We start from the raw sequence: 18,559 nt of genomic DNA, 5'->3' as shown, positions 1-18,559 counted from the left end.
ATGATGAATAATGAAATAGCTACTGGACGCTATACTAGAGATGTAAATGGGTCACAGTTTGAATGGGATCTGAATGAAGGAACGTTTACGTATGAAGGTGACGGCGTTATATTATTTTGGATCAATACAGCTTTTAAAGTATTTATGGATTCAATCGAAGAAATAGCAGGGAACGAGGAAGCTCGTCTTGTTCTTGAAACTGCCGGGTACCGAACAGGAGAAAATGTAAGTGGCTTTTATCATGAATCAATGGGAAACGTAGAGCAGATTGTTTCGACTCTCCCTAACATTTATTTAACTGCTGGCTGGGGTGTTACAACTATTGAAAAGGTATCAAAAGAAGAAAAAACTGCCGTTGTTAGAGTGAGAAATAGCTGGGAATACAAGTTAAATATTGTACAGGAGAAAACAATCGAAGGAACGTTTATTCCTGGGCATTGGGCAGGCGTCTTTAGTGGTCTTTTTGGAGAGAGTGTCTGGTATCGCGTGGTAAAGAGTCAGATTGAGGGTGACGACTATTCAGAATATGTTTTCTCACCATCATCCATTACGCCTAAAGAGAATATTCTTTCTATGATTAAGGAGAAGAATCGTGAAGAAATCGCCATTCTTGAGAGAAAAGTTAACGAGCGAACAGAAGAGCTTCAAAATCTGATTACGGAACTATCCTCGCCTATTATCCCGGTACTGGATAACATTGTTGTCATTCCACTAATTGGGCGTTTTAACGATGAGAGATCAGAAGAGTTAATGACAAAAACCCTTAACCAACTACCAGACTATCAGGCGCACACGTTAATTCTTGATTTGACCGGTATTTATGGAGTAGATGAATATACGATTGATTTAATGCACAACCTTGTAAGAGCATGTCGTTTGTTAGGTGTTGATACCATTTTTGTAGGTGTGTCTCCGAAGCTTAGTATGCTAATGGTTCAATCGAGAGCGGACCTTGAGGGAATGGTTTGTTTAAGCACTCTTCAGCATGGAATCCACTATGCTCTTGCACAAGATGGATTACACATTATAGGAAAAAAATGAATAGAAAGAGGGAGACCAATGGTCTCCCTCTTTCGTATATCTTAAGGCCTTGAATACCGATTCCAGAACCGCAGTATCCATGAGAAAGGAAAGGGTAGTCGATAGCCCGCTTTTTCTAGTTGTTTCAACAGGTTAATAAAGGCACCACCCACTCGCCTTTTTTGCTTCAGTTCTTCCTCATTTCCTTTTACTGTAATGCGATAACCATCGTTTAAACCTTCTATTTTCACAACAGACCGACCAACTTGTTCGGTTGTTTCTTTCATAACGTTGTCATCCATTATTTTGACCTCTCCTTTTTGTGCCAAACTCTTTTTTCAAAAGTGCTAGTTACAATGATAAATAGTAAACTAATCCCCCCAGTTATCGATGTTGCAAGTATCAGGTCAGGAAGCTTAAGGGAGAGGCTGATAAAGAAACCGATCACACTAATAAATAGAAAAGAGAAGCTGTAATGTTTATTCCAGAGCATGCTTCTTGAGCGGGATTCTTTTCTTTTAACGGTTTCTTCCCATTGGCGGTGCTCTTCGAGTTCATTTGAAAGTCGATCTAGAGGATTCTCAATTGATGTAATTCGAGCATATAGCTGCCTAAGAACTTTCGTTGGATCATATCGCTTATCATCTGATTCCTCACGATTGATCCATTCTTGTACAATTGGTTTACCCTCTTCAATTAAATTAATCTCAGGATCAAGAGTATAGAGTATACCAACGATGGTTGATATTGCTCGTCCAAGGAAAGCGAATTCACTGGGAAGTTGAATCGGTTGTTTATTAACGAGCGTCTGTACTTCTCTTAACACTTGCTCAGCCGTATCTTCATCCATCATCGTTAAATCTTGTTCTACAAATAGTGTTACAAGGGTTTGAATCGCTTTTTCAATCTGACGTTTATCTGAATCAGGAAGAAGGAAGCGGAGTTCTTCTAGCGCGTCTGTCACATCGCGGTATTGACTGAGCACTACACCTGTTATCAACTTTCGAATCGAGAAGGCATCTCGTGCTTCAATATGTCCAACCATCCCGAAGTCAATGAACACAATAGTGCCGTCTTCTTGAATAAGAATATTTCCAGAATGGGGATCCGCATGGAATTGACCTTCTTGTAAAAGTTGCTCTAGAAATCCTCTTAAAAGTTTACGAGCTAAGTCACTTCGGTTTATTCCTTTATCCTCTATATAGGAGGTGTTTGTAATGCGAGCGCCTTCCATCCATTCCATAACGAGCACTTTCTTTGTTGACCATTCAGAAATGTAACCTGGTATACGGTAACCTGGGTTGTCTTTGTAACGCTCTTGAAAATGAAGACCATTTTTCAATTCTTTTTTGAAATCGAGCTCATCTTCAATGACGTTACGAACTTCTTCATACAATCTTGCTAAATCGAGCTGATTACCGTAAGATGTGAACTTGTCCATTAACCAGAAAACAATGCGAAGTGCTTTGAAATCTGCCCTAATAATCTTACGAATAGCTGGGCGTCGAATCTTAATCGCCACATCCTCGCCGGTTATTAAGTTTGCACGATATACTTGGCCGATTGAAGCCGAAGCAACGGGACGTTCTGAAATATTTCTGATCACGTCCTGGTAATCAGACGACCATTCATCTTCAAGGATTCGCTTTGCTTTATTCCATGAGAATGAGGGGACGCGATCGACGAGATCTTCAATTTCCTCTAAGAAGACTTTTGGAAGAATGTCAGCTCTCGTTGAGAGAAACTGACCGAGCTTAACGAGTAATCCTTCAAGGCGAATCGCTTTTTCTTTATACTCTTTTGCTTGTTTCTTTAATAGCTTCTGCCAGCGTTCTTGATCCCATGAATGTTTGCTTTTCCTTCGAAAGCTTTCAAGCTGGATGAAGAACTTGATCGACATCCAAACGATAATCGTAATGCGATACAGAGAATTGAATTTCATTCTTTTCACCTGATTCTTTTAGAGTACGTTTAATGGTTAACATAGCCTATTTCGCTTTATTAGAAACAACTTTTACAACTATGTTGCACATTCGCTTAAAAATAAAATGCCTCGGCTCAATGTAGCCGGGGCATTAGGATTATTGGAAAGTTTTAAACGGGTGCATCCACTTCAAGATCTTCAATTACTTTCTCTTGATACTGTACATCTTTTCGTGCATTAAATCGATCAGCTTTTTCAACAGTCACAGTAATATTGTAATCAGGAATACCTGCGTATTTCTCATAACGTCCTCGTGGTAATAAAAAGTTTCCTTCAGGGAAGTGGACTTCCAAATTACCTGGTGCAATGTCTACGAACTTTGCTCGACCCTGGAATACGCCAAATCCGTTGTAAACGACAATGCCTTCTCCTTCTGCGATGCTTAATTTTCCAGCATCATCTGCATTCATTAAAACATCATAGCGTTCAGCACTATTGAATGGATCTTTCTCTTTATAAACCATCGAGTTGAATTGCTTACCTCGTCGTGACGTAACAATAAATTGTCCTTCTTTTTTACCGAGGTCTGGAATTTCAACCGGAATGAGGTTTCCTTTTCCATCAGGTGTTGGACAAATGCCGCCTTCGCATAACCATGCGCCGCCCCACTGGAACACATCCCCTTTTTTCGTTAACTGTTGAACGCCATCGTAGTCTTTGTTGGCAATTGCAATTTCATTTCGGATGTCCTGACCAGATTTGAAATCAACAAAGTGCGCTGTGTCTGGTTTTACACGTTTCGCAAGGTCGATGTAGATCTTCCACTCAGAGCGCGCTTCGGCAACTTGGTTATTGTTGCCTTCAATTTCAGGAGAGAAGTAAACCATACGTTCTGTTGATGTAGAGGTACCGCCGCCTTCCTGCTCATACCTTGTTCTAGCGGGCAGGACGATAACAGCTTCTTTCGCATCAACAAGGGTAGAGGTGTTTAGAATAATATCCTGATGGACACGGATTTCGAGTTCTGATAATGCCTTTTCAATGAAGTCTGGATCTGGCATTGTTTCAAGGAAGTTCCCGCCTGATAAATAGTAGAGTTTAATCTTGCGTTCGTGATCTTCTGGAAGAACGATGTTTTCAAGCGTTACGCCAACAATGTCCCCCTGCCATTTAGGAAGCTCAAATCCCCATATCTGTTCCATACGAGAAATATTTGCAGGATCGAAACCACTTCCAGGAAGAACGAATGGATCTGCACCCATTTCACCAGAACCTTGGACGGATGAGTGACCGCGGAATGGCATGAGCCCATTGTTTTTACTTCCAAGAAATCCTCGTAAAAGGGCAAGGTTTGCTACTTGAGAGATATTATCTGTTGCAAACGAATGCATCGTTAATCCTAGCGCCCAAGCGAATACTGCACTTTTACTTCGTGCAAGCAGTTCAGCTAGTTCAATAATTCGTTCTTTTGAAATTCCAGATGATGAAATAATATCATTCCAACTTTGATTCTGAACGTTTGCTTTAAGTTCTTCATAGCCATTTACGTGCTCCTCAACGAATGCGTTGTTAATGGCAGAACCGTGTTCTTTTTCTTCCATTTCAAACCAGTGCTTCATAATTCCGTGCATGAATGCTATGTCGCCACCTACGTTTACTTGATAGAAGTCATCTGCTACTTTTGTTCCGAAGAGGGCAGATTCAGCATTTGAAGGAATCCAGTATTTATCCATAGCAGGCTCTTTATAAGGGTTAACCATAATGATTTTTGTGCCTCTTTTTTTCGCTTCTAGCATGTATTTCGTTGAAACGGGAGAACTATTTGACGCTACGCTACCCCAGAACATGAGGACGTCTGTGCCGAACCAATCCTGATAGTTTACTGTTGAAGCGCCGACTCCAATTGAACGTTTAAGCGCTGTTTTACTCGGAGAATGACAGATACGTGAAGCATTGTCTACGTTATTCGTTCCAAGAAAACGCGCCACTTTTCCTGCTACATAGTAAGATTCGTTTGTTATGCCTCGTGAAGTAAGATAGAAGGCATATTGCTTAGGATCTAATTGTTTCATTTTATCTGCAATCATATCCATAGCATCATCCCAAGTAAGACGAGAAAAGTTTCTCTCTCCTTTACGTCGAATTAAAGGATAGGGGATACGCCCTAATTTACGTAATTCAGTACTGCTGTATTGACGAAGCTCATCGATGTCAGAATGAAGGATGTCTTCATCAATAGCAGGCATGGTATTAAGCCGAAGAACATTTAACCGTGTTGTGCAGACGTGAGGTCCTTTCAGTGTTTGGTCATATAGTCCAGAAACACCAAGTGCACAGCCATCACAAACTCCCTGTGTGAGAATTTTGGTTGCGTAGCCGATATTGTCTTTGTTTTCCCATGCAATTTTCATCGTATCTCGGAAATGTTGTGGTTTCACTTTACCTAATCCAAATGGTATCGGACTTACCCAGTGTTTTGGTTGAGGCTTCTTCGTTGCTTTAATTGGTCCCTGGTGTTTTGTGTCACCCATTGCTCTCACTCCTAAGTTAGTGGTTATTAACAAATAAAAAACCACCGTTTGTCCACGGCATTTCGGAAAATGAGTGAACAACACGGTGGTTGAGTCTTTAGCAGGATCGCTGCCAAGTGCCTAACCTATTTAGAATATTTTTCTTGAATATTGTCATCAAAGACAAAGATTGACATGCCGAAATCGCGGTCAATGTCGATGTCTACGAAAAGGTCTACGAACTTACTCCCGAGGAACTCTTCCATTTGTACGGGAGGATTGTTTCTGTACATTTCTTTTACCATTTCAGTTCTTGCAGCTCGAAGCATTTGCTTGCCCTCATTTGCGCTAGCAATGAACTTCTCAACAGGTGAAAGATTGCCTTCCATTTCGCAAATGGCCCAATTCTTACAAAACGTTGTTGTAATCTTACTTGGCCCTTTGCCCATGTGCTTTTTTCGAAAAGAACGAACAAGGTTGCTGAATTCTGCTTCATACTTATTCATTGCGTCCTACTTTCTTATCTTGATGATCTTATCCATACTTTACCACAGGATCATCACTTTAAAAAGATCTTACGTATTCATATTTGTAGCAGGTTGAAGGGCATTTTCTTTACGCAACCGACGAATATCTTTCCTAATCACAATCGAGATAATGAGCGCAATGACGAACATCCCAGCAAAAAATGTCAAACTAGCAGCGTAGCTTCCTGTTGTATCTTTCATCCATGCAGCAAACATAGGGCCGACTAATCCTGCGGCTGCCCAAGCAGTTAGGATATAGCCATGAATTGCACCGAGTTGTTTCGTGCCGAACATATCTCCAATGAAAGCTGGAATGGACGCAAAGCCGCCACCGTAGCACGTATAGACGATTGCGAGCATGATTTGGAACAGAATTGCCGTCGTCGTATGTGGAAGAAGAGCGAATAGCCCAATCTGTAGAACAAAGAATGTCGTGTACGTATTTGGTCGACCGATGTAATCGGATATGGAAGCCCAACCGATTCGTCCAAGTCCATTAAAAATACCCAGCACGCCAACTAGTGCTGCTGCTTCTGCAGTAGATAGCCCGATACTTTCCTGTGCAAGAGGTTTTGCAGCAGACAGGATCGCAATACCACATGTAACATTAATAAAGAGCATTAGCCATAAGAAGTAGAATCGTGCTGTTTTAATGGCCTCATTTGCTGTTAATTGAGCAAGGTCACCCTTCGTTTTTGATTTCTTCTGCTTTTCTTCAAAACCTTCAGGCATCCAGCCTTCAGGTGGCTTCTCTAAATAGAGGGAAGAGGCAACCATAATGATGAAATAACTTGCGCCTAGAATATAAAACGTATTAGCCGTTCCCATTGATTTAATTAATATGTCCATGACTGGACTTGCGATTGCTGCAGCAAATCCAAAGCCCATAATTGCAAGCCCTGTTGCTAAGCCGCGACGGTCAGGGAACCACTTAACAAGTGTCGATACAGGAGCGATATACCCAACCCCAAGCCCTATTCCTCCTAGTGCTCCATAGAAAATATAGAGTAGTGGTAATGAACCCATATTTACGGCGAGGCCAGATCCAAAGATCCCAATACCGAAGAAGCTTGCTGCTAGAAGTCCTGATTTCCTAGGTCCATATTTTTCTACAAAATGTCCCATAAAAGCTGCTGATAATCCAAGAAAAAGGATAGCTAGACTAAATGTGAATTGAACTTGCTTTGCAGACCAGCCAAACTCGTTAATTAATGGATCGGTAAAATTACTCCATGCATAAACGGAACCAATTGAAATATGTATTCCTACTGCAGATGCTGCGATTAGCCATCTGTTTTTCACCTTGCTCATCCACTTCATCCCCTTTAGTTCTTTACCATGCTAACAATGCTAATAAAATAAAAAACTGTCTATCTACCAATAGAGAGAATAGAAATTCTCTAATAGGAGATCGACAGTTAGTTGTTAGCAGGTTACGCTACTATACAAACCAACAGTTAATCGCTTTCAAAATAGTGTAGCCCTTTGGACCGACGACAGGTTCGCTATCTCGTGTCGAAAAATGTTACACAATTATGAACTTTTCTAAATAATAGCATGAACTGTAATTTTTTATCAATAGAGAAACTCTTTTGAAAATTATTTTATTGAAAATTCATTAAAGAAGTATGGTAATAGATTATTTAGAAATTCTTTTCATCATCCATCTCTGAATAAAGTAAGCTAGACTAGCAGAGATTGCGATCACGATGATAGTAGTAAGGACAGAGTTCTCAGCAGTAGTATAGTCACCAACACGCGAATAGGACTCTTTATTAAAGAACAATGTGGAAGAGAGTCCTGATATAAATTGTAAGAAGAAAAATAGAATGATAAAACTTATAGAGAAATAGAGTTGTTTTTTCAAGTTTTCTAATCCTTTCTGTTTAAATCGACTGTTCATTACCACTTAATTTCTTCGTATTCGTCCTTCATTTCTCGGGTGGAAAGCTTAGTAAAACGGTCAAAACTGTTTCGAGAAATGGAAAGAAGGGAATGAATGAAGCGGAATACATAATGATTATTGTCTTAAGGAGGGCTTTTCATTGAAGCGAGCGATGCTGATTATTAACCCATCTTCGGGTAAAGAAAAAGCTAAAGATTTTGAAGATGATGCTGTAGCCATTCTAGAACAGAATCATATTGATGTGACTGTGAAGTATACAGAAAAAGAAGGGGACGCTGTTCGGTTTGCAAGAGCTGCTTGTGAAAATCATTTTAATACACTTGTAGCAATGGGAGGTGACGGCACTATTAACGAAGCCGTCAACGGCCTTGCAATGGAATCAGAACGGCCAGATTTTGGATTTATTCCACTTGGGACTGTTAACGACTTCGCAAGGGCACTAGGCATTCCTATGCAACCCCAAAAAGCGCTCCAAGTTCTCAGCCAGCAGCATACAAAGCCGGTTGACATTGGTCAAATTAATAATCGCTATTTTATGAATGTTCTTGCAGTTGGTGCTATAGCGGAAGCTGTGTATGACGTTAGTCCGGAACAGAAATCAAGGTTCGGACCACTTGCTTATTTAATTGAAGGTGCAAAAGCTTTAAAAGATAAAACACCTTTTAATCTCAACATATCTTATGATGGAAAGGTGTGGGAAGGAAAAGCTTATATCATGCTTGTGGCGTTAACAAATTCTGTTGGAGGAATTGAATCTTTCGCTGAGCATGCAGAAGTAAATGATGGTTATTTCCATGTGTTTATTTTAAGAGAGTTATCACTCCCGCAAGTGTTTAAAATTATACCGGATCTATTGAGTGGTAAATTGCAGAACAATGGACAGGTTGAATATTTCGCAGCATCTAATCTAAAAGTCGAATCTGAAGAAGATCTTGTTGTGAATATCGATGGTGATGAGGGGGTTCATCTACCCTTTGAGGCGAAGGTCTTGCATAACGAACTAAATATATTTGTTCCAGAAGAGTAGGGAATTTGTACTCTTCTTTTCTTTAGGCTGTTTTCGTAAACATTGTTGCTATAAGAGTGAGGGTGATTTCCGCTCCTGCCCGCTTTCCTTGGTGCGGGCGGTAAGCCTCCTCGGCAACTGTCCCGCTAGTCCCGCAAGCGTCGAGCGCCGCTCCAATCAGCCAGGTTTGATTCTTTATACAAAGACTCTGTCAAAAGCAACAATCTTTGAGGAAAGAGCCTTTCTTTATGTCATTGTATTTATCTTTTCTATAACTAACGCTTCATCGAGATCAATCTTCTAAACTTAGAATGAATGAATATGCTAATCAGTATAGAAATGATGAGGAATGAGGTGTAAAGGTTGGGAAGGAAGGTGCTTTTTTTTGGAGATGTAGGAATTGATGACACGGTTGCTCTGATTTATGCCTACTTATCCAACGATATTGATGTTATTGGAATTGTGGCTTGCTATGGTAATGTTTCAAAAAAACAGACAACACGAAATGTGCGATACTTATTAGAGAAAATAGGAAGAACGGATATTCCAGTCATGGGTGGAGCTGAGAAGCCGATGACAGGAGAGGTTCCTGTTTTCTACCCGGATGTTCATGGACCACAGGGGTTAGGACCTATTTCACCACCGCCTGCCAATGCTCTTGCATTGGAGAATTTCTTCGAGGTTATAGGTATAATTGAAAAATATTCAGATCTTGTGATTGTAAATGTTGGAAGAATGACTTCACTCGCCACACTGTTTCTACTCTATCCTGATACAATGAAGTCGATTAACTCCTTTTACATCATGGGTGGAGCTTTTAACGTTCCAGGTAATGTGACGCCTAGTGCTGAAGCCAATTTCTATGCTGACCCTGTTGCTGCTAACATTGTAATGAGGTATGCAGAAAATGTTTTTCTTTATCCGTTGAATGTGACGCAGAACGCAATCGTTACGCCAGGGATGGTGAATTATATTAATAGAAAAGACAGAACTCATTTGTTGAAGCCGCTACTTGATTATTATTATGAGGAATTCTATAAGAAAAAGGTGCCTGGCATTGAAGGCGCTCCTGTTCATGATGCCCTAACGTTGATGGGAGTAAGAGAGGGAAAGATGTGTGAGTTCTATCGTACGGCTGTAGCTGTGGAGATTTCGGGTGAAGCGCGTGGACTAAGCATCGGAGATTTTCGAAAAACGTTTGATCCTCATGATTTCGATGGAAGACCAATCCATTCTGTAGCAATCTCGCTAGATTATTTATCGTTTTACAAATCGTTTATGGGGACAATGAGTGGAGATGAATTCTAATGAAGTGAAACATCTTATTACTCTTCTTCGTATAGTTCTATATGAAACTTCTTCCATGGTCGAATAACAGGTTTGCTATTCGACCTAATTTATTCTTATATGAAATAGAAGGACAGGCTTTTGCCAAATCTTTGGACCTTTCCTATCGTTGAAGGAGTAAAGTATACTTAATTTTATGAAATAGTGAACTGGTATGATTGTTTATGAAGAGGGTGCTCGGATGTGAATGATATAGCTAACGTGGTTACGCGTATTATCATTAAAGGAGAAACAGTTGTTACGAAACCAGATGAGCTTGTTATTGTAGGAAGAGGGAGAAGTGCGGTCGTATTTAAGCTACCTGGTGAAAAAAAGGTACTGAAGGTTTTCTATCCAGAGTATGTTCATCTAGCAGCGCAGGAAGCGTCCATCTATCATGAACTTGATAATGCTAATTATTACCCGATACTTTATGAAGAAGGAGCGGGTTACCTCGTTCTTGAATATCTAGAAGGTATGACACTCTATGAATGTTTAAGACAAGGAATAGTGATCACGGAAGAGATAATTAAGAAGGTGGATCAAGCACTGGACTATGCTCGTCAGAAAGACTTAAATCCATCTGATACACACCTACAAAATGTGATGCTTCTTTCAAGCGGGGAAGTTAGGGTCATTGATGTCGTTCGCTTTCGTCAATCTACCATATGTACGCATTGGGATGATCTGAAATCTGTCTATTATGCCTATTATCAACACAGTTATTTTCCAAAAAAGTATCCAAAATGGGTGATAGAGACAATCATCAAACTCTATCGTCATGGTTATATACGAATCAAAAAAAGGATGTGATTTCATGCAGCAATCTCGATTATTTCGCTTTTTCGTCTGGCTGCTTCTCATCTTCACAGTCATCTGGGTGGGTAGTAGGATTGACTTCATATTTCGACCGCTTGTTATTTTAGTAACGACACTTGCGTTTCCTATCATTGCAGCTGGTGTTTTCTACTATATTCTAAGACCAGTTATTGCACTACTAGAAAAATGGAAAATACCTCGTCCGCTTGGGATACTAATCGTTTACTTGGCGCTTGCTGGTGGCGTAACAGGTCTTGTAATTAGTATTGGTCCTGTTCTTATTGATCAATTTAATAGCCTTGTCAAAGGAGCACCGACTCTAATCTCAGATCTACAGAAAGCGATTAGCGATTGGGAAAGGAACCCTTACATAGCTAGATTTCTTCAAAGTGATATGGTTGACGTTAATGGTTTAACTGACCGAATTTCTGGTTCAATAGGTGAAATCAGCTCGTCATTTGGAAATTATATTTTCTCAATTCTCAATGTCGTAACAAATGTACTGATCGGAATTGCTCTACTTCCTTTTATCCTTTTTTTCATGTTGAAAGATGGAAAGAAGTTGATGCCGTCCTTATTACGGGTAGTGCCAAGAGAGCATAGAAAAGAAGGTGCGAAAATACTAGAAGATATGGATGATGCACTTAGTGGATTTATTCAAGGGCAACTGATAGTAAGTTTGTTTATTGGAACGTTCGTCTACATCTGGTACGTGATTATCGATTTGGATTATGCTTTAATTCTGGCATTAATCGCGTTGTTTCTTAATGTTGTACCGTTTATTGGTCCAATTATTGGAACTGCCCCGGGGGTAATAGTCGGTCTTATTCAATCACCACTTACTGCACTTTGGGTTGTACTCGGAGTCATTGTTATTCAACAGATTGAAAGTAATCTTGTTTCACCACTCGTAATGGGAAAGAAACTGGATATCCACCCTTTAACTATCATTTTATTGCTACTAGTTGCTAGTAGTCTTGCTGGCTTCCTTGGATTGATCCTTGCGATACCAACATATGCGGTATTAAAAGTGATTTTCACTCACACGTATCGATTAATTAAATTGCAACAGCACGGGAAGCATTCCACGCGTAGCTAGAGTGATAAAAGAAGGACAGGCTCCTCAGTAAAGAGAACCTGTCCTTTTGTTATTCAGCTTTTTTAAGACCATATTGTATTACTACTCAATTACTTTAATTGATACGTCTTTTCTTCCCCAATTCATTGCATCATCTTGATCGGAAACAAACACATCAATTCGATCTCCATCAATAGCACCACCGATGTCTGCAGCTATGGCAACACCGTATCCTTCTACTTCAACAATCGAGCCAAGTGGAATAACGTTAGGATCCACGGCAATAACTTTTGCATCTGGATAGGTCTTTAAATCAAGTCCCATCTTTGTTACGCCTGAGCACCCATCACAATCAGCAGTATATGCGGTGCTTTCAACAGTTAATTCTTTCCCAGCTGCTGACTTATGTGAAGCTTTGCGGTCTAATGCTCTACGCGTACCTGGACCCGCAATGCCGTCAACTTCCAGGTTGTTGTTGCGCTGAAATTGCTCAACTGCCTCAACTGTACCAGATCCATAAATACCGTCCATCGATACGTTATAATTCGTTTGTTCTAACTGGCTCTGGATATGTATAACTTGCTTACCAATATCACCTTGACGTAAAACTTTAATCTTTTGATTCGTTTCAGATCCAGCAATCCCGTCTTCTTTAAGATTTCTTGAGCGCTGGAAGTCTTTAACGGCTTTCTCTGTAATATCTCCATAATAGCCAGTAGCTGTATGATATGGAAAAACACCTTTTGTCATTAGGTAATCCTGTAATTCAGAAACATCTGAGCCCTGATCACCTTCCTGTAGTGTTCGATCTCCCAATTCAGCTGATGCAAATGTTGGTGTAGCAACAAAAATTACGCTTGCTAACAGGAGCATTGCCATCGTTCTTATGTTTCGTATCATGTTAATTCCTCCCCGTTTTAATGCTTTACACACGTGAAAGCTTTCGGGAAGGAATCACACTATTCGTCGTCAAAGCTAAAAATCACTACGAAATGTTCATGATCTGTCCAAATAATGGGAGAGAGAGTGACTTATTTCCCTCCTTTCTAGACAAACGATAAAAAGAAGATTGACTCTTGATCAAGTGAATCAGAGAATAGAAGGTGGTTCCAGAAACGTGAATTGTAGGGAAAGGAGTTTCTATAGATGAAACAGTTAGATCGTAAATGGATTCATATTATCAACGTCATCTTGGGCGTTATTATTGTTCCATACTCAATTCTAGAGCTTATAGGGGTTTTTCTGCTAAGTGATAACACGATGTATGCTCTCGTTCCGGTCGGATTATTACTACTGTGGTTAATAATGTACATCCTGCAATTGAAGACTCAGAAAACGCTTCTTGTTATGAGTGCAGTGTTTTTAAACATATTCTATCTCTTTTTTATCATTCCGAAATTGTTATACTGAAACAATTTTTCTCCGATGTAGAATTTGATGCATACTTTTTTGTGCATCGGGTATTGTACTAAAGTGGTCATGATGAACTACAGTATAATGAAGATAAAGGAGAGGAATTCCATTGACTAAAGTATTAATGGTTCTAACAAATCATACAGAAATCGATTCAGAGCATAAGACAGGTCTCTGGCTAGAAGAGTTCGCTGTTCCTTATAACATCTTCAAGGAAAAAGGTTACGATATTAAAGTCACTTCAATCCAAGGTGGAGAAGTGGAACTTGATCCAAATAGTATTCCAGAAGAAGATCCAAAAGAGTGGGAAGATGCTCAGAACCAACTTAAGAATACAACGAAGGTAACAAAAGAAGATGCAAACAACTTTGATGTTGTATTCCTACCAGGTGGTCACGGCACGATGTTTGACTTCCCTGATAGCGAAGTATTACAACACATCCTTCAAGAGCAGGCAGAAGCTGAGAAAATTATCGGATCTGTATGTCACGGTCCAGCAGGACTTGTTAACGTAACGTACAAAGATGGTACGCCACTAGTAAAAGGTAAGAAAGTAAGTGCATTTACAGACTCTGAAGAACGCGAAATGGGTCTAGTAGAACAAATGCCATTCCTACTAGAAACGAAGCTTCGTGAAAAAGGCGCAAACTTCGAATTAGCTGATAACTGGTCAGTATTTTCCGTTCGTGACGGTAACTTGATTACAGGACAAAACCCTCAATCAAGTGAAAGTGCTGCTAACAAAATCATCGAAGCAATCGAAGGAAAGTAAGAAAAAGCAGCAGACCCTAAGCGGTCTGCTTTTTTTCTATCTAATGATCTAACAAGGAACTTGGATACCAGGTGTAGAAAGAAAGAAGAGTATTAGAGTAGAAGGAGGTTCATGAATGCCAGTATACGAATCGATTCAATGGCTTTTACACTCACAACAAAATAAGCCACCTCTCTATAACCTAGCTCTAGATGAAGCGCGAAAGAAATTTAATGATAGTGCGTCTATAATGGCGGGCCGAGGAGAACCTGTAGCTAAGGTCGTCGATCGAATTATTCATCTCGAGAAGAATAAATTAAACGTCAGATGCTATTATCCTGCTACTGATACTCAAGACGAGACCCTACCTGCCTTCGTTTTCTATCATGGAGGTGGCTTTGTCTACGGTAATCTTGAAACGCATGATGTGTTTTGCAGATTGCTATCGAATCGCTCAAAATGCGTTGTCATTTCAGTTGATTATCGTCTTGCACCTGAGCACAAATTCCCGAAAGCTACAGAAGATGCTTATCAAGCTTTCCTTTGGACACATGAACATGCAGAAGAATTAGGAATTAATCATACACGTATAGCCGTTGGCGGTGATAGTGCAGGTGGAAACCTTGCAGCTGTTACAGCAATTAAGGCTTTGGAGCAGGGAGGTCCATCGATCGCTTATCAACTGTTGATTTATCCAGTAGTGGATAGTGCGAAAACGTATCCTTCATATAAGGAAAACAGTGACGGGTACTTTTTAACAGCATTAGAAATGGAATGGTTCCACAAACAATATGTAGATGAGACCATTGATCCGTTTGATCCTCATTTGTCACCCCTTCATTCAAATCATCTAGGTAATCTTCCACCTACTCATATTGTTACGGCTCTATACGATCCTCTACGTGATGAGGGGGAGGCCTATGCTGAACAAATCAGTCAAGCTGGGGGTACGGTAACTGTTAAACGATATGATAGAATGGTACACGGATTTATCAGTATGACAGGTATTGTCCCAGAAGCTTATGCAGCAGTGGAAGAGCTTGGTGAAGAATTGAGAAGGGTGTTATATGAGGGCTCGGTGGTGAAGTAGGTTGGGGTAACCGTCCAGCTACAGTGGGCAGGTCATCGAGTCGCTTCAGGATTTCATTAGAACACAAAGAACGTGTTCAAATGAAATGCTTCCAGCGCTTGTCGGACCTAAACGGCCACTTCCGCTTTTGACATCTAGCTGCGCGGGCCAAATCCTCCGGCTGTTTCGCCCAATCGAATGAGACAAAAAACGTCTCAGTCTCATGGGCTCCAACATCCTGCGGATTTAAACCGGCCCGCTCCGCTTTTGAGACATCTAGCTACGACTCGCAGAAACTACGATATTTCACTCTTTCACCGGAACACAAAGAACGTGTTCCAGTTCAAGAGTTCCAATATCTCCGTTTCTAAACGCTCGTCTACGCTTTTGACATCTAGCTGCAGTGGGCAGACCCTCTGTCACTTCACCCTATAACTCGAACACAAAGAACGTGTTCAATTTATAGGGTTCCAGTGCCTGACGGGTCTAAACGCCCACTTCCGCTTTTGACATCTAGCTACGACTCGCAGAAACTACGATATTTCACTCTTTCACCGGAACACAAAAAAACGTGTTCCAGTTCAAGAGTTCCAATATCTCCGTTTCTAAACGCTCGTCTACGCTTTTGAGAAAGGAATTGTGATTGTTTGGATATTATTTTTACTCAGCCGTTTGTTGTTGTTGAACGTAGGATGGAACGTACTGGGCAAAGGACGATTGAGGAGGAGCATGCGATAGAGTTATATGAGGATCGGATTCGAGCGGGGCAGGAGGATTTTGCACTTAAGGATGTTTTTGATGTGTCTTATCGTTTTACTTCTGCACTTTACGGGTTTTTGTATCTTCATACGAATCGCGGTGTTGTTTCTTATATTATAAAGAAGGATCCAAGTCTGTTCGTTGAGGAATATAAGAAGTTGGTTCATTAGTCGTATTTTGGTAAAGAGGGGTCGATTGCAAACCTAAAGGAGGCTAGATCATGGGCATTGATAAGCGTGTAACTCTTTCGAATGGTGTGAAAATGCCATATCTCGGTTTTGGTGTTTTTAAGCTTGGAGATGGTGAGGAAACGAAGAATGCTGTGAAAATTGCGCTTGAAACGGGTTATCGAGGAATTGATACAGCCTCTTATTATGGAAATGAAGAATCTGTCGGTCGTGCGATTAAAGAATCAGGTATTCAAAGAGACAATCTCTTTATTACATCGAAAGTATGGAATGATGAACAAGGCTACAATGCGACGCTTAGGGCCTTCGAACGGTCATTAGAACGACTTGGAACCGACTATCTTGATTTGTATTTAATTCACTGGCCTGTTCCAGGGATGTATCCTGAAACGTGGCAGGCGCTAGAAAAGCTCTATCATGAAGGGAAGGTATGTGCGGTTGGAGTTAGTAACTTTGAACCACACCATCTTGAAGCGATTTCTAAAATTTCAAGTGTCAAACCAGTGATTAACCAGATTGAGTTTCATCCTGAGTTGCTTCAAGGAGAAGTTCGTGATTATTGCCTATCGAAGGGTATCCAAGTAGAAGCTTGGTCTCCGCTGAAGCGGGGACAAGTGCTTAATGATCCCGTTATTCGAGCCATTGGTAAGCAATACGGCAAGACACCAGCCCAAGTAGTACTTCGTTGGTGCCTTCAACATGAGATTGTTCTTAATGTGAAATCAGCTCATGAAGAACGCATTAAAGAGAATGCCGATTTGTTTGATTTTGAATTAACGAAAGAAGACATGGTTTCGATTGATTCTTTGCATGCTGATAATCGCATTGCACATCACCCAGATAACCTGGATTTCTATGAAAAGACAGTCCCAGGGTTTAAGAAATCCCAATACTCCTCATGAAAAAGACGCCACTGGGCGTCTTTTTTTGTGATTTAATCTATATTCGACCATTGTTCAATTAAGTAACCATTACGACCTTGAAGAGGATCAGTGGAAGGTAGAGGCACATTTTGAATGTTTTCCAGCACTTCAGGTCTCTCTTCCACTTTTCCTGTTTTTAGATCGTGTGGCATTCCATTAGGGTAGGCTCCGACTACTTTGAAATCTGTTGACCCTTGTTCTTTCTTATGACCAACTCCAGCAGGAATGACAACGACATCTCCTTTTTCCACTTCAACGGTTTCTCCATTTACACCTCCGAACGTTATAGAAGCAGTTCCACTAATGACTCCAAGAACTTCGTGTGTATTGCTGTGATAATGATGGTAATTGAATACCCCGTTTTCCCAAGAGTTTGTCCAATTGTTTTGTTTAAATAATTCTGCGCAAGAATCTATTCGATCCTCAAGGATTCTTCGATAGAGAACTAGAGGTAGAGTATTATTCGGTATGCGACCGTTATCTGAGAAATAGAACGTCTCGACATTTTGATTGTTCATTAGTAAATTCCTCCCTTTGTTTTTCATTAGTAGACGTTATGGAAGTTTATTAAACCTTATTTAGTTTATCGAAAGCGAATACGGGAAAACCTTTATTGTCTGTCAAAGCCTACCTTCCCCCATAGAAATATTCTATTTAAAGGTAAGCTTTTCAGTTGACTATCTTGTCTATACAAGATAAACTGCATTTGTAAGCAGAACTTGTCTATACAAGATAGATATAAATGAAAGCGGTTGAAAGGAGAATGTTCACATGCTAAAAAAACTATTTGGTAAAAAAGAAAAGTCTCTAGATGAGGTTATTTATGCCCCTCTAAACGGTGAAGTTGTAGAGCTTGAAACAGTACCTGATCCAACATTTTCTCAGAAAATGATGGGAGATGGTGTTGCAATTGAACCAACTGACGGTAAAGTTGTTTCACCTGTAAACGGGAAGATCATTCAATTCTTCCATACAAAGCATGCTGTCGGCATTGAATCTGAATCAGGTCTTGAAATCCTCATCCACGTTGGTCTTGAAACAGTAGGCATGGGTGGCGAAGGCTTTGAAGGTCATGTGAAAGAAGGAGACAAGGTCAAAATAGGCGATCCATTAATTACAGTTGATCTTGATCTTGTAAAAGAAAAAGCTTCTAGTACTATTACGCCTGTTATCATTACGAACGCTGACGTTCTAGAAACAGTGGACAAAAAGTATTCAAAGGGCGCTACGAATGAAACAGAAATTATGACTACAAAAGTAAAGAGCTAAACCATTTTTTAAACCAGATAAACCTTGCATATCGCAAGGTTTATCCGGTTGAACAATTACATTTCTTTCTA

19 protein-coding genes are annotated in these 18,559 nt (G+C 40.3%); 11 read left to right on the top strand and 8 right to left on the bottom strand.

The window, feature by feature from the left end; all coding sequences use genetic code 11:
* Positions 1-3 precede the first annotated feature (3 nt).
* Positions 4-1,041, top strand: a complete 1,038-nt coding sequence (locus tag FBF83_RS04570; RefSeq protein WP_136945929.1) for an STAS domain-containing protein — start codon at positions 4-6, stop codon at positions 1,039-1,041.
* Between the two features lie 41 nt (positions 1,042-1,082).
* On the opposite strand, the gene FBF83_RS04565 is transcribed toward FBF83_RS04570, so the two are convergent.
* The 6 genes from FBF83_RS04565 to FBF83_RS04540 form a co-directional block, all read right to left on the bottom strand.
* Positions 1,083-1,322: a hypothetical protein gene (locus FBF83_RS04565; RefSeq protein WP_136945928.1), complete on the bottom strand. Its 240-nt coding sequence runs from the start codon at positions 1,320-1,322 to the stop codon at positions 1,083-1,085.
* Positions 1,322-2,962, bottom strand: a complete 1,641-nt coding sequence (locus tag FBF83_RS04560) for an ABC1 kinase family protein (protein ID WP_136945927.1) — start codon at positions 2,960-2,962, stop codon at positions 1,322-1,324. The genes FBF83_RS04565 and FBF83_RS04560 overlap by 1 nt, the downstream gene beginning before the upstream one ends.
* A 152-nt stretch (positions 2,963-3,114) precedes the next feature.
* On the bottom strand, positions 3,115-5,475 hold the full coding sequence (locus FBF83_RS04555) for an FdhF/YdeP family oxidoreductase (RefSeq protein ID WP_136945926.1): 2,361 nt from the start codon (positions 5,473-5,475) through the stop codon (positions 3,115-3,117).
* 125 nt (positions 5,476-5,600) lie between these two features.
* Positions 5,601-5,960 (bottom strand): DUF2294 domain-containing protein, encoded by a 360-nt coding sequence (locus tag FBF83_RS04550; protein WP_136945925.1) that lies wholly within the window; start codon positions 5,958-5,960, stop codon positions 5,601-5,603.
* A gap of 69 nt (positions 5,961-6,029) precedes the next feature.
* A complete protein-coding gene (locus tag FBF83_RS04545; RefSeq protein WP_136945924.1) occupies positions 6,030-7,292 on the bottom strand; it encodes an OFA family MFS transporter in 1,263 nt (420 codons plus the stop codon).
* A gap of 328 nt (positions 7,293-7,620) precedes the next feature.
* Positions 7,621-7,848 carry a hypothetical protein gene (locus FBF83_RS04540; protein WP_136945923.1) on the bottom strand — a complete coding sequence of 76 codons (228 nt, stop codon included), beginning with the start codon at positions 7,846-7,848 and terminating at the stop codon, positions 7,621-7,623.
* A 178-nt stretch (positions 7,849-8,026) separates the two neighbouring features.
* On the opposite strand from FBF83_RS04540, the gene FBF83_RS04535 reads away from it, so the two are divergent.
* The 4 genes from FBF83_RS04535 (at position 8,027) to FBF83_RS04520 (ending at position 12,137) form a co-directional block, all read left to right on the top strand.
* Positions 8,027-8,914, top strand: a complete 888-nt coding sequence (locus FBF83_RS04535; RefSeq protein ID WP_136945922.1) for a diacylglycerol/lipid kinase family protein — start codon at positions 8,027-8,029, stop codon at positions 8,912-8,914.
* Between the two features lie 342 nt (positions 8,915-9,256).
* Positions 9,257-10,201, top strand: a complete 945-nt coding sequence (locus tag FBF83_RS04530; protein WP_136945921.1) for a nucleoside hydrolase — start codon at positions 9,257-9,259, stop codon at positions 10,199-10,201.
* A gap of 222 nt (positions 10,202-10,423) precedes the next feature.
* Positions 10,424-11,032, top strand: a complete 609-nt coding sequence (locus FBF83_RS04525; protein ID WP_136945920.1) for a serine/threonine protein kinase — start codon at positions 10,424-10,426, stop codon at positions 11,030-11,032.
* Positions 11,033-11,036: 4 nt separating this feature from the next.
* Positions 11,037-12,137: an AI-2E family transporter gene (locus FBF83_RS04520; RefSeq protein WP_136945919.1), complete on the top strand. Its 1,101-nt coding sequence runs from the start codon at positions 11,037-11,039 to the stop codon at positions 12,135-12,137.
* A gap of 81 nt (positions 12,138-12,218) precedes the next feature.
* Here the strand turns inward: FBF83_RS04520 and FBF83_RS04515 are convergent, their stop codons facing one another.
* Entirely contained in the window at positions 12,219-13,016 is a 798-nt protein-coding gene (locus FBF83_RS04515; protein ID WP_136945918.1) for a peptidoglycan-binding protein, read from the bottom strand.
* Between the two features lie 246 nt (positions 13,017-13,262).
* On the opposite strand from FBF83_RS04515, the gene FBF83_RS04510 reads away from it, so the two are divergent.
* The 5 genes from FBF83_RS04510 to FBF83_RS04490 all read left to right on the top strand — a co-directional run bounded on the left by FBF83_RS04510 (position 13,263) and on the right by FBF83_RS04490 (position 17,198).
* The gene (locus tag FBF83_RS04510) at positions 13,263-13,526 is read left to right on the top strand and encodes a hypothetical protein (protein WP_136945917.1); all 264 of its coding nucleotides are present in this window, start codon (positions 13,263-13,265) and stop codon (positions 13,524-13,526) included.
* A 112-nt stretch (positions 13,527-13,638) separates the two neighbouring features.
* On the top strand, positions 13,639-14,301 hold the full coding sequence (locus tag FBF83_RS04505; protein WP_169525174.1) for a type 1 glutamine amidotransferase domain-containing protein: 663 nt from the start codon (positions 13,639-13,641) through the stop codon (positions 14,299-14,301).
* Positions 14,302-14,416: 115 nt separating this feature from the next.
* Positions 14,417-15,370 carry an alpha/beta hydrolase gene (locus FBF83_RS04500; protein WP_136945916.1) on the top strand — a complete coding sequence of 318 codons (954 nt, stop codon included), beginning with the start codon at positions 14,417-14,419 and terminating at the stop codon, positions 15,368-15,370.
* A gap of 626 nt (positions 15,371-15,996) precedes the next feature.
* On the top strand, positions 15,997-16,278 hold the full coding sequence (locus FBF83_RS04495) for a hypothetical protein (protein WP_136945915.1): 282 nt from the start codon (positions 15,997-15,999) through the stop codon (positions 16,276-16,278).
* Positions 16,279-16,325: 47 nt separating this feature from the next.
* Complete coding sequence (locus tag FBF83_RS04490) at positions 16,326-17,198, top strand: aldo/keto reductase (RefSeq protein WP_420875116.1); 873 nt, start codon at positions 16,326-16,328, stop codon at positions 17,196-17,198.
* A 32-nt stretch (positions 17,199-17,230) separates the two neighbouring features.
* On the opposite strand, the gene FBF83_RS04485 is transcribed toward FBF83_RS04490, so the two are convergent.
* Positions 17,231-17,737, bottom strand: coding sequence for a cupin domain-containing protein (locus FBF83_RS04485; RefSeq protein ID WP_136945913.1), 507 nt, complete (start codon positions 17,735-17,737; stop codon positions 17,231-17,233).
* Between the two features lie 253 nt (positions 17,738-17,990).
* Here FBF83_RS04485 and FBF83_RS04480 point away from each other — a divergent pair, with 253 nt between their 5' ends.
* Positions 17,991-18,488 carry a PTS sugar transporter subunit IIA gene (locus FBF83_RS04480; protein ID WP_136945912.1) on the top strand — a complete coding sequence of 166 codons (498 nt, stop codon included), beginning with the start codon at positions 17,991-17,993 and terminating at the stop codon, positions 18,486-18,488.
* Positions 18,489-18,559 lie beyond the last annotated feature (71 nt).

This window comes from Guptibacillus hwajinpoensis (assembly GCF_005144865.1).
In the GTDB taxonomy this organism is placed as follows: Bacteria; Bacillota; Bacilli; order Bacillales; family Guptibacillaceae; genus Guptibacillus; species Guptibacillus hwajinpoensis_A.
This window is presented reverse-complemented; position numbering and strand designations above follow the sequence as displayed.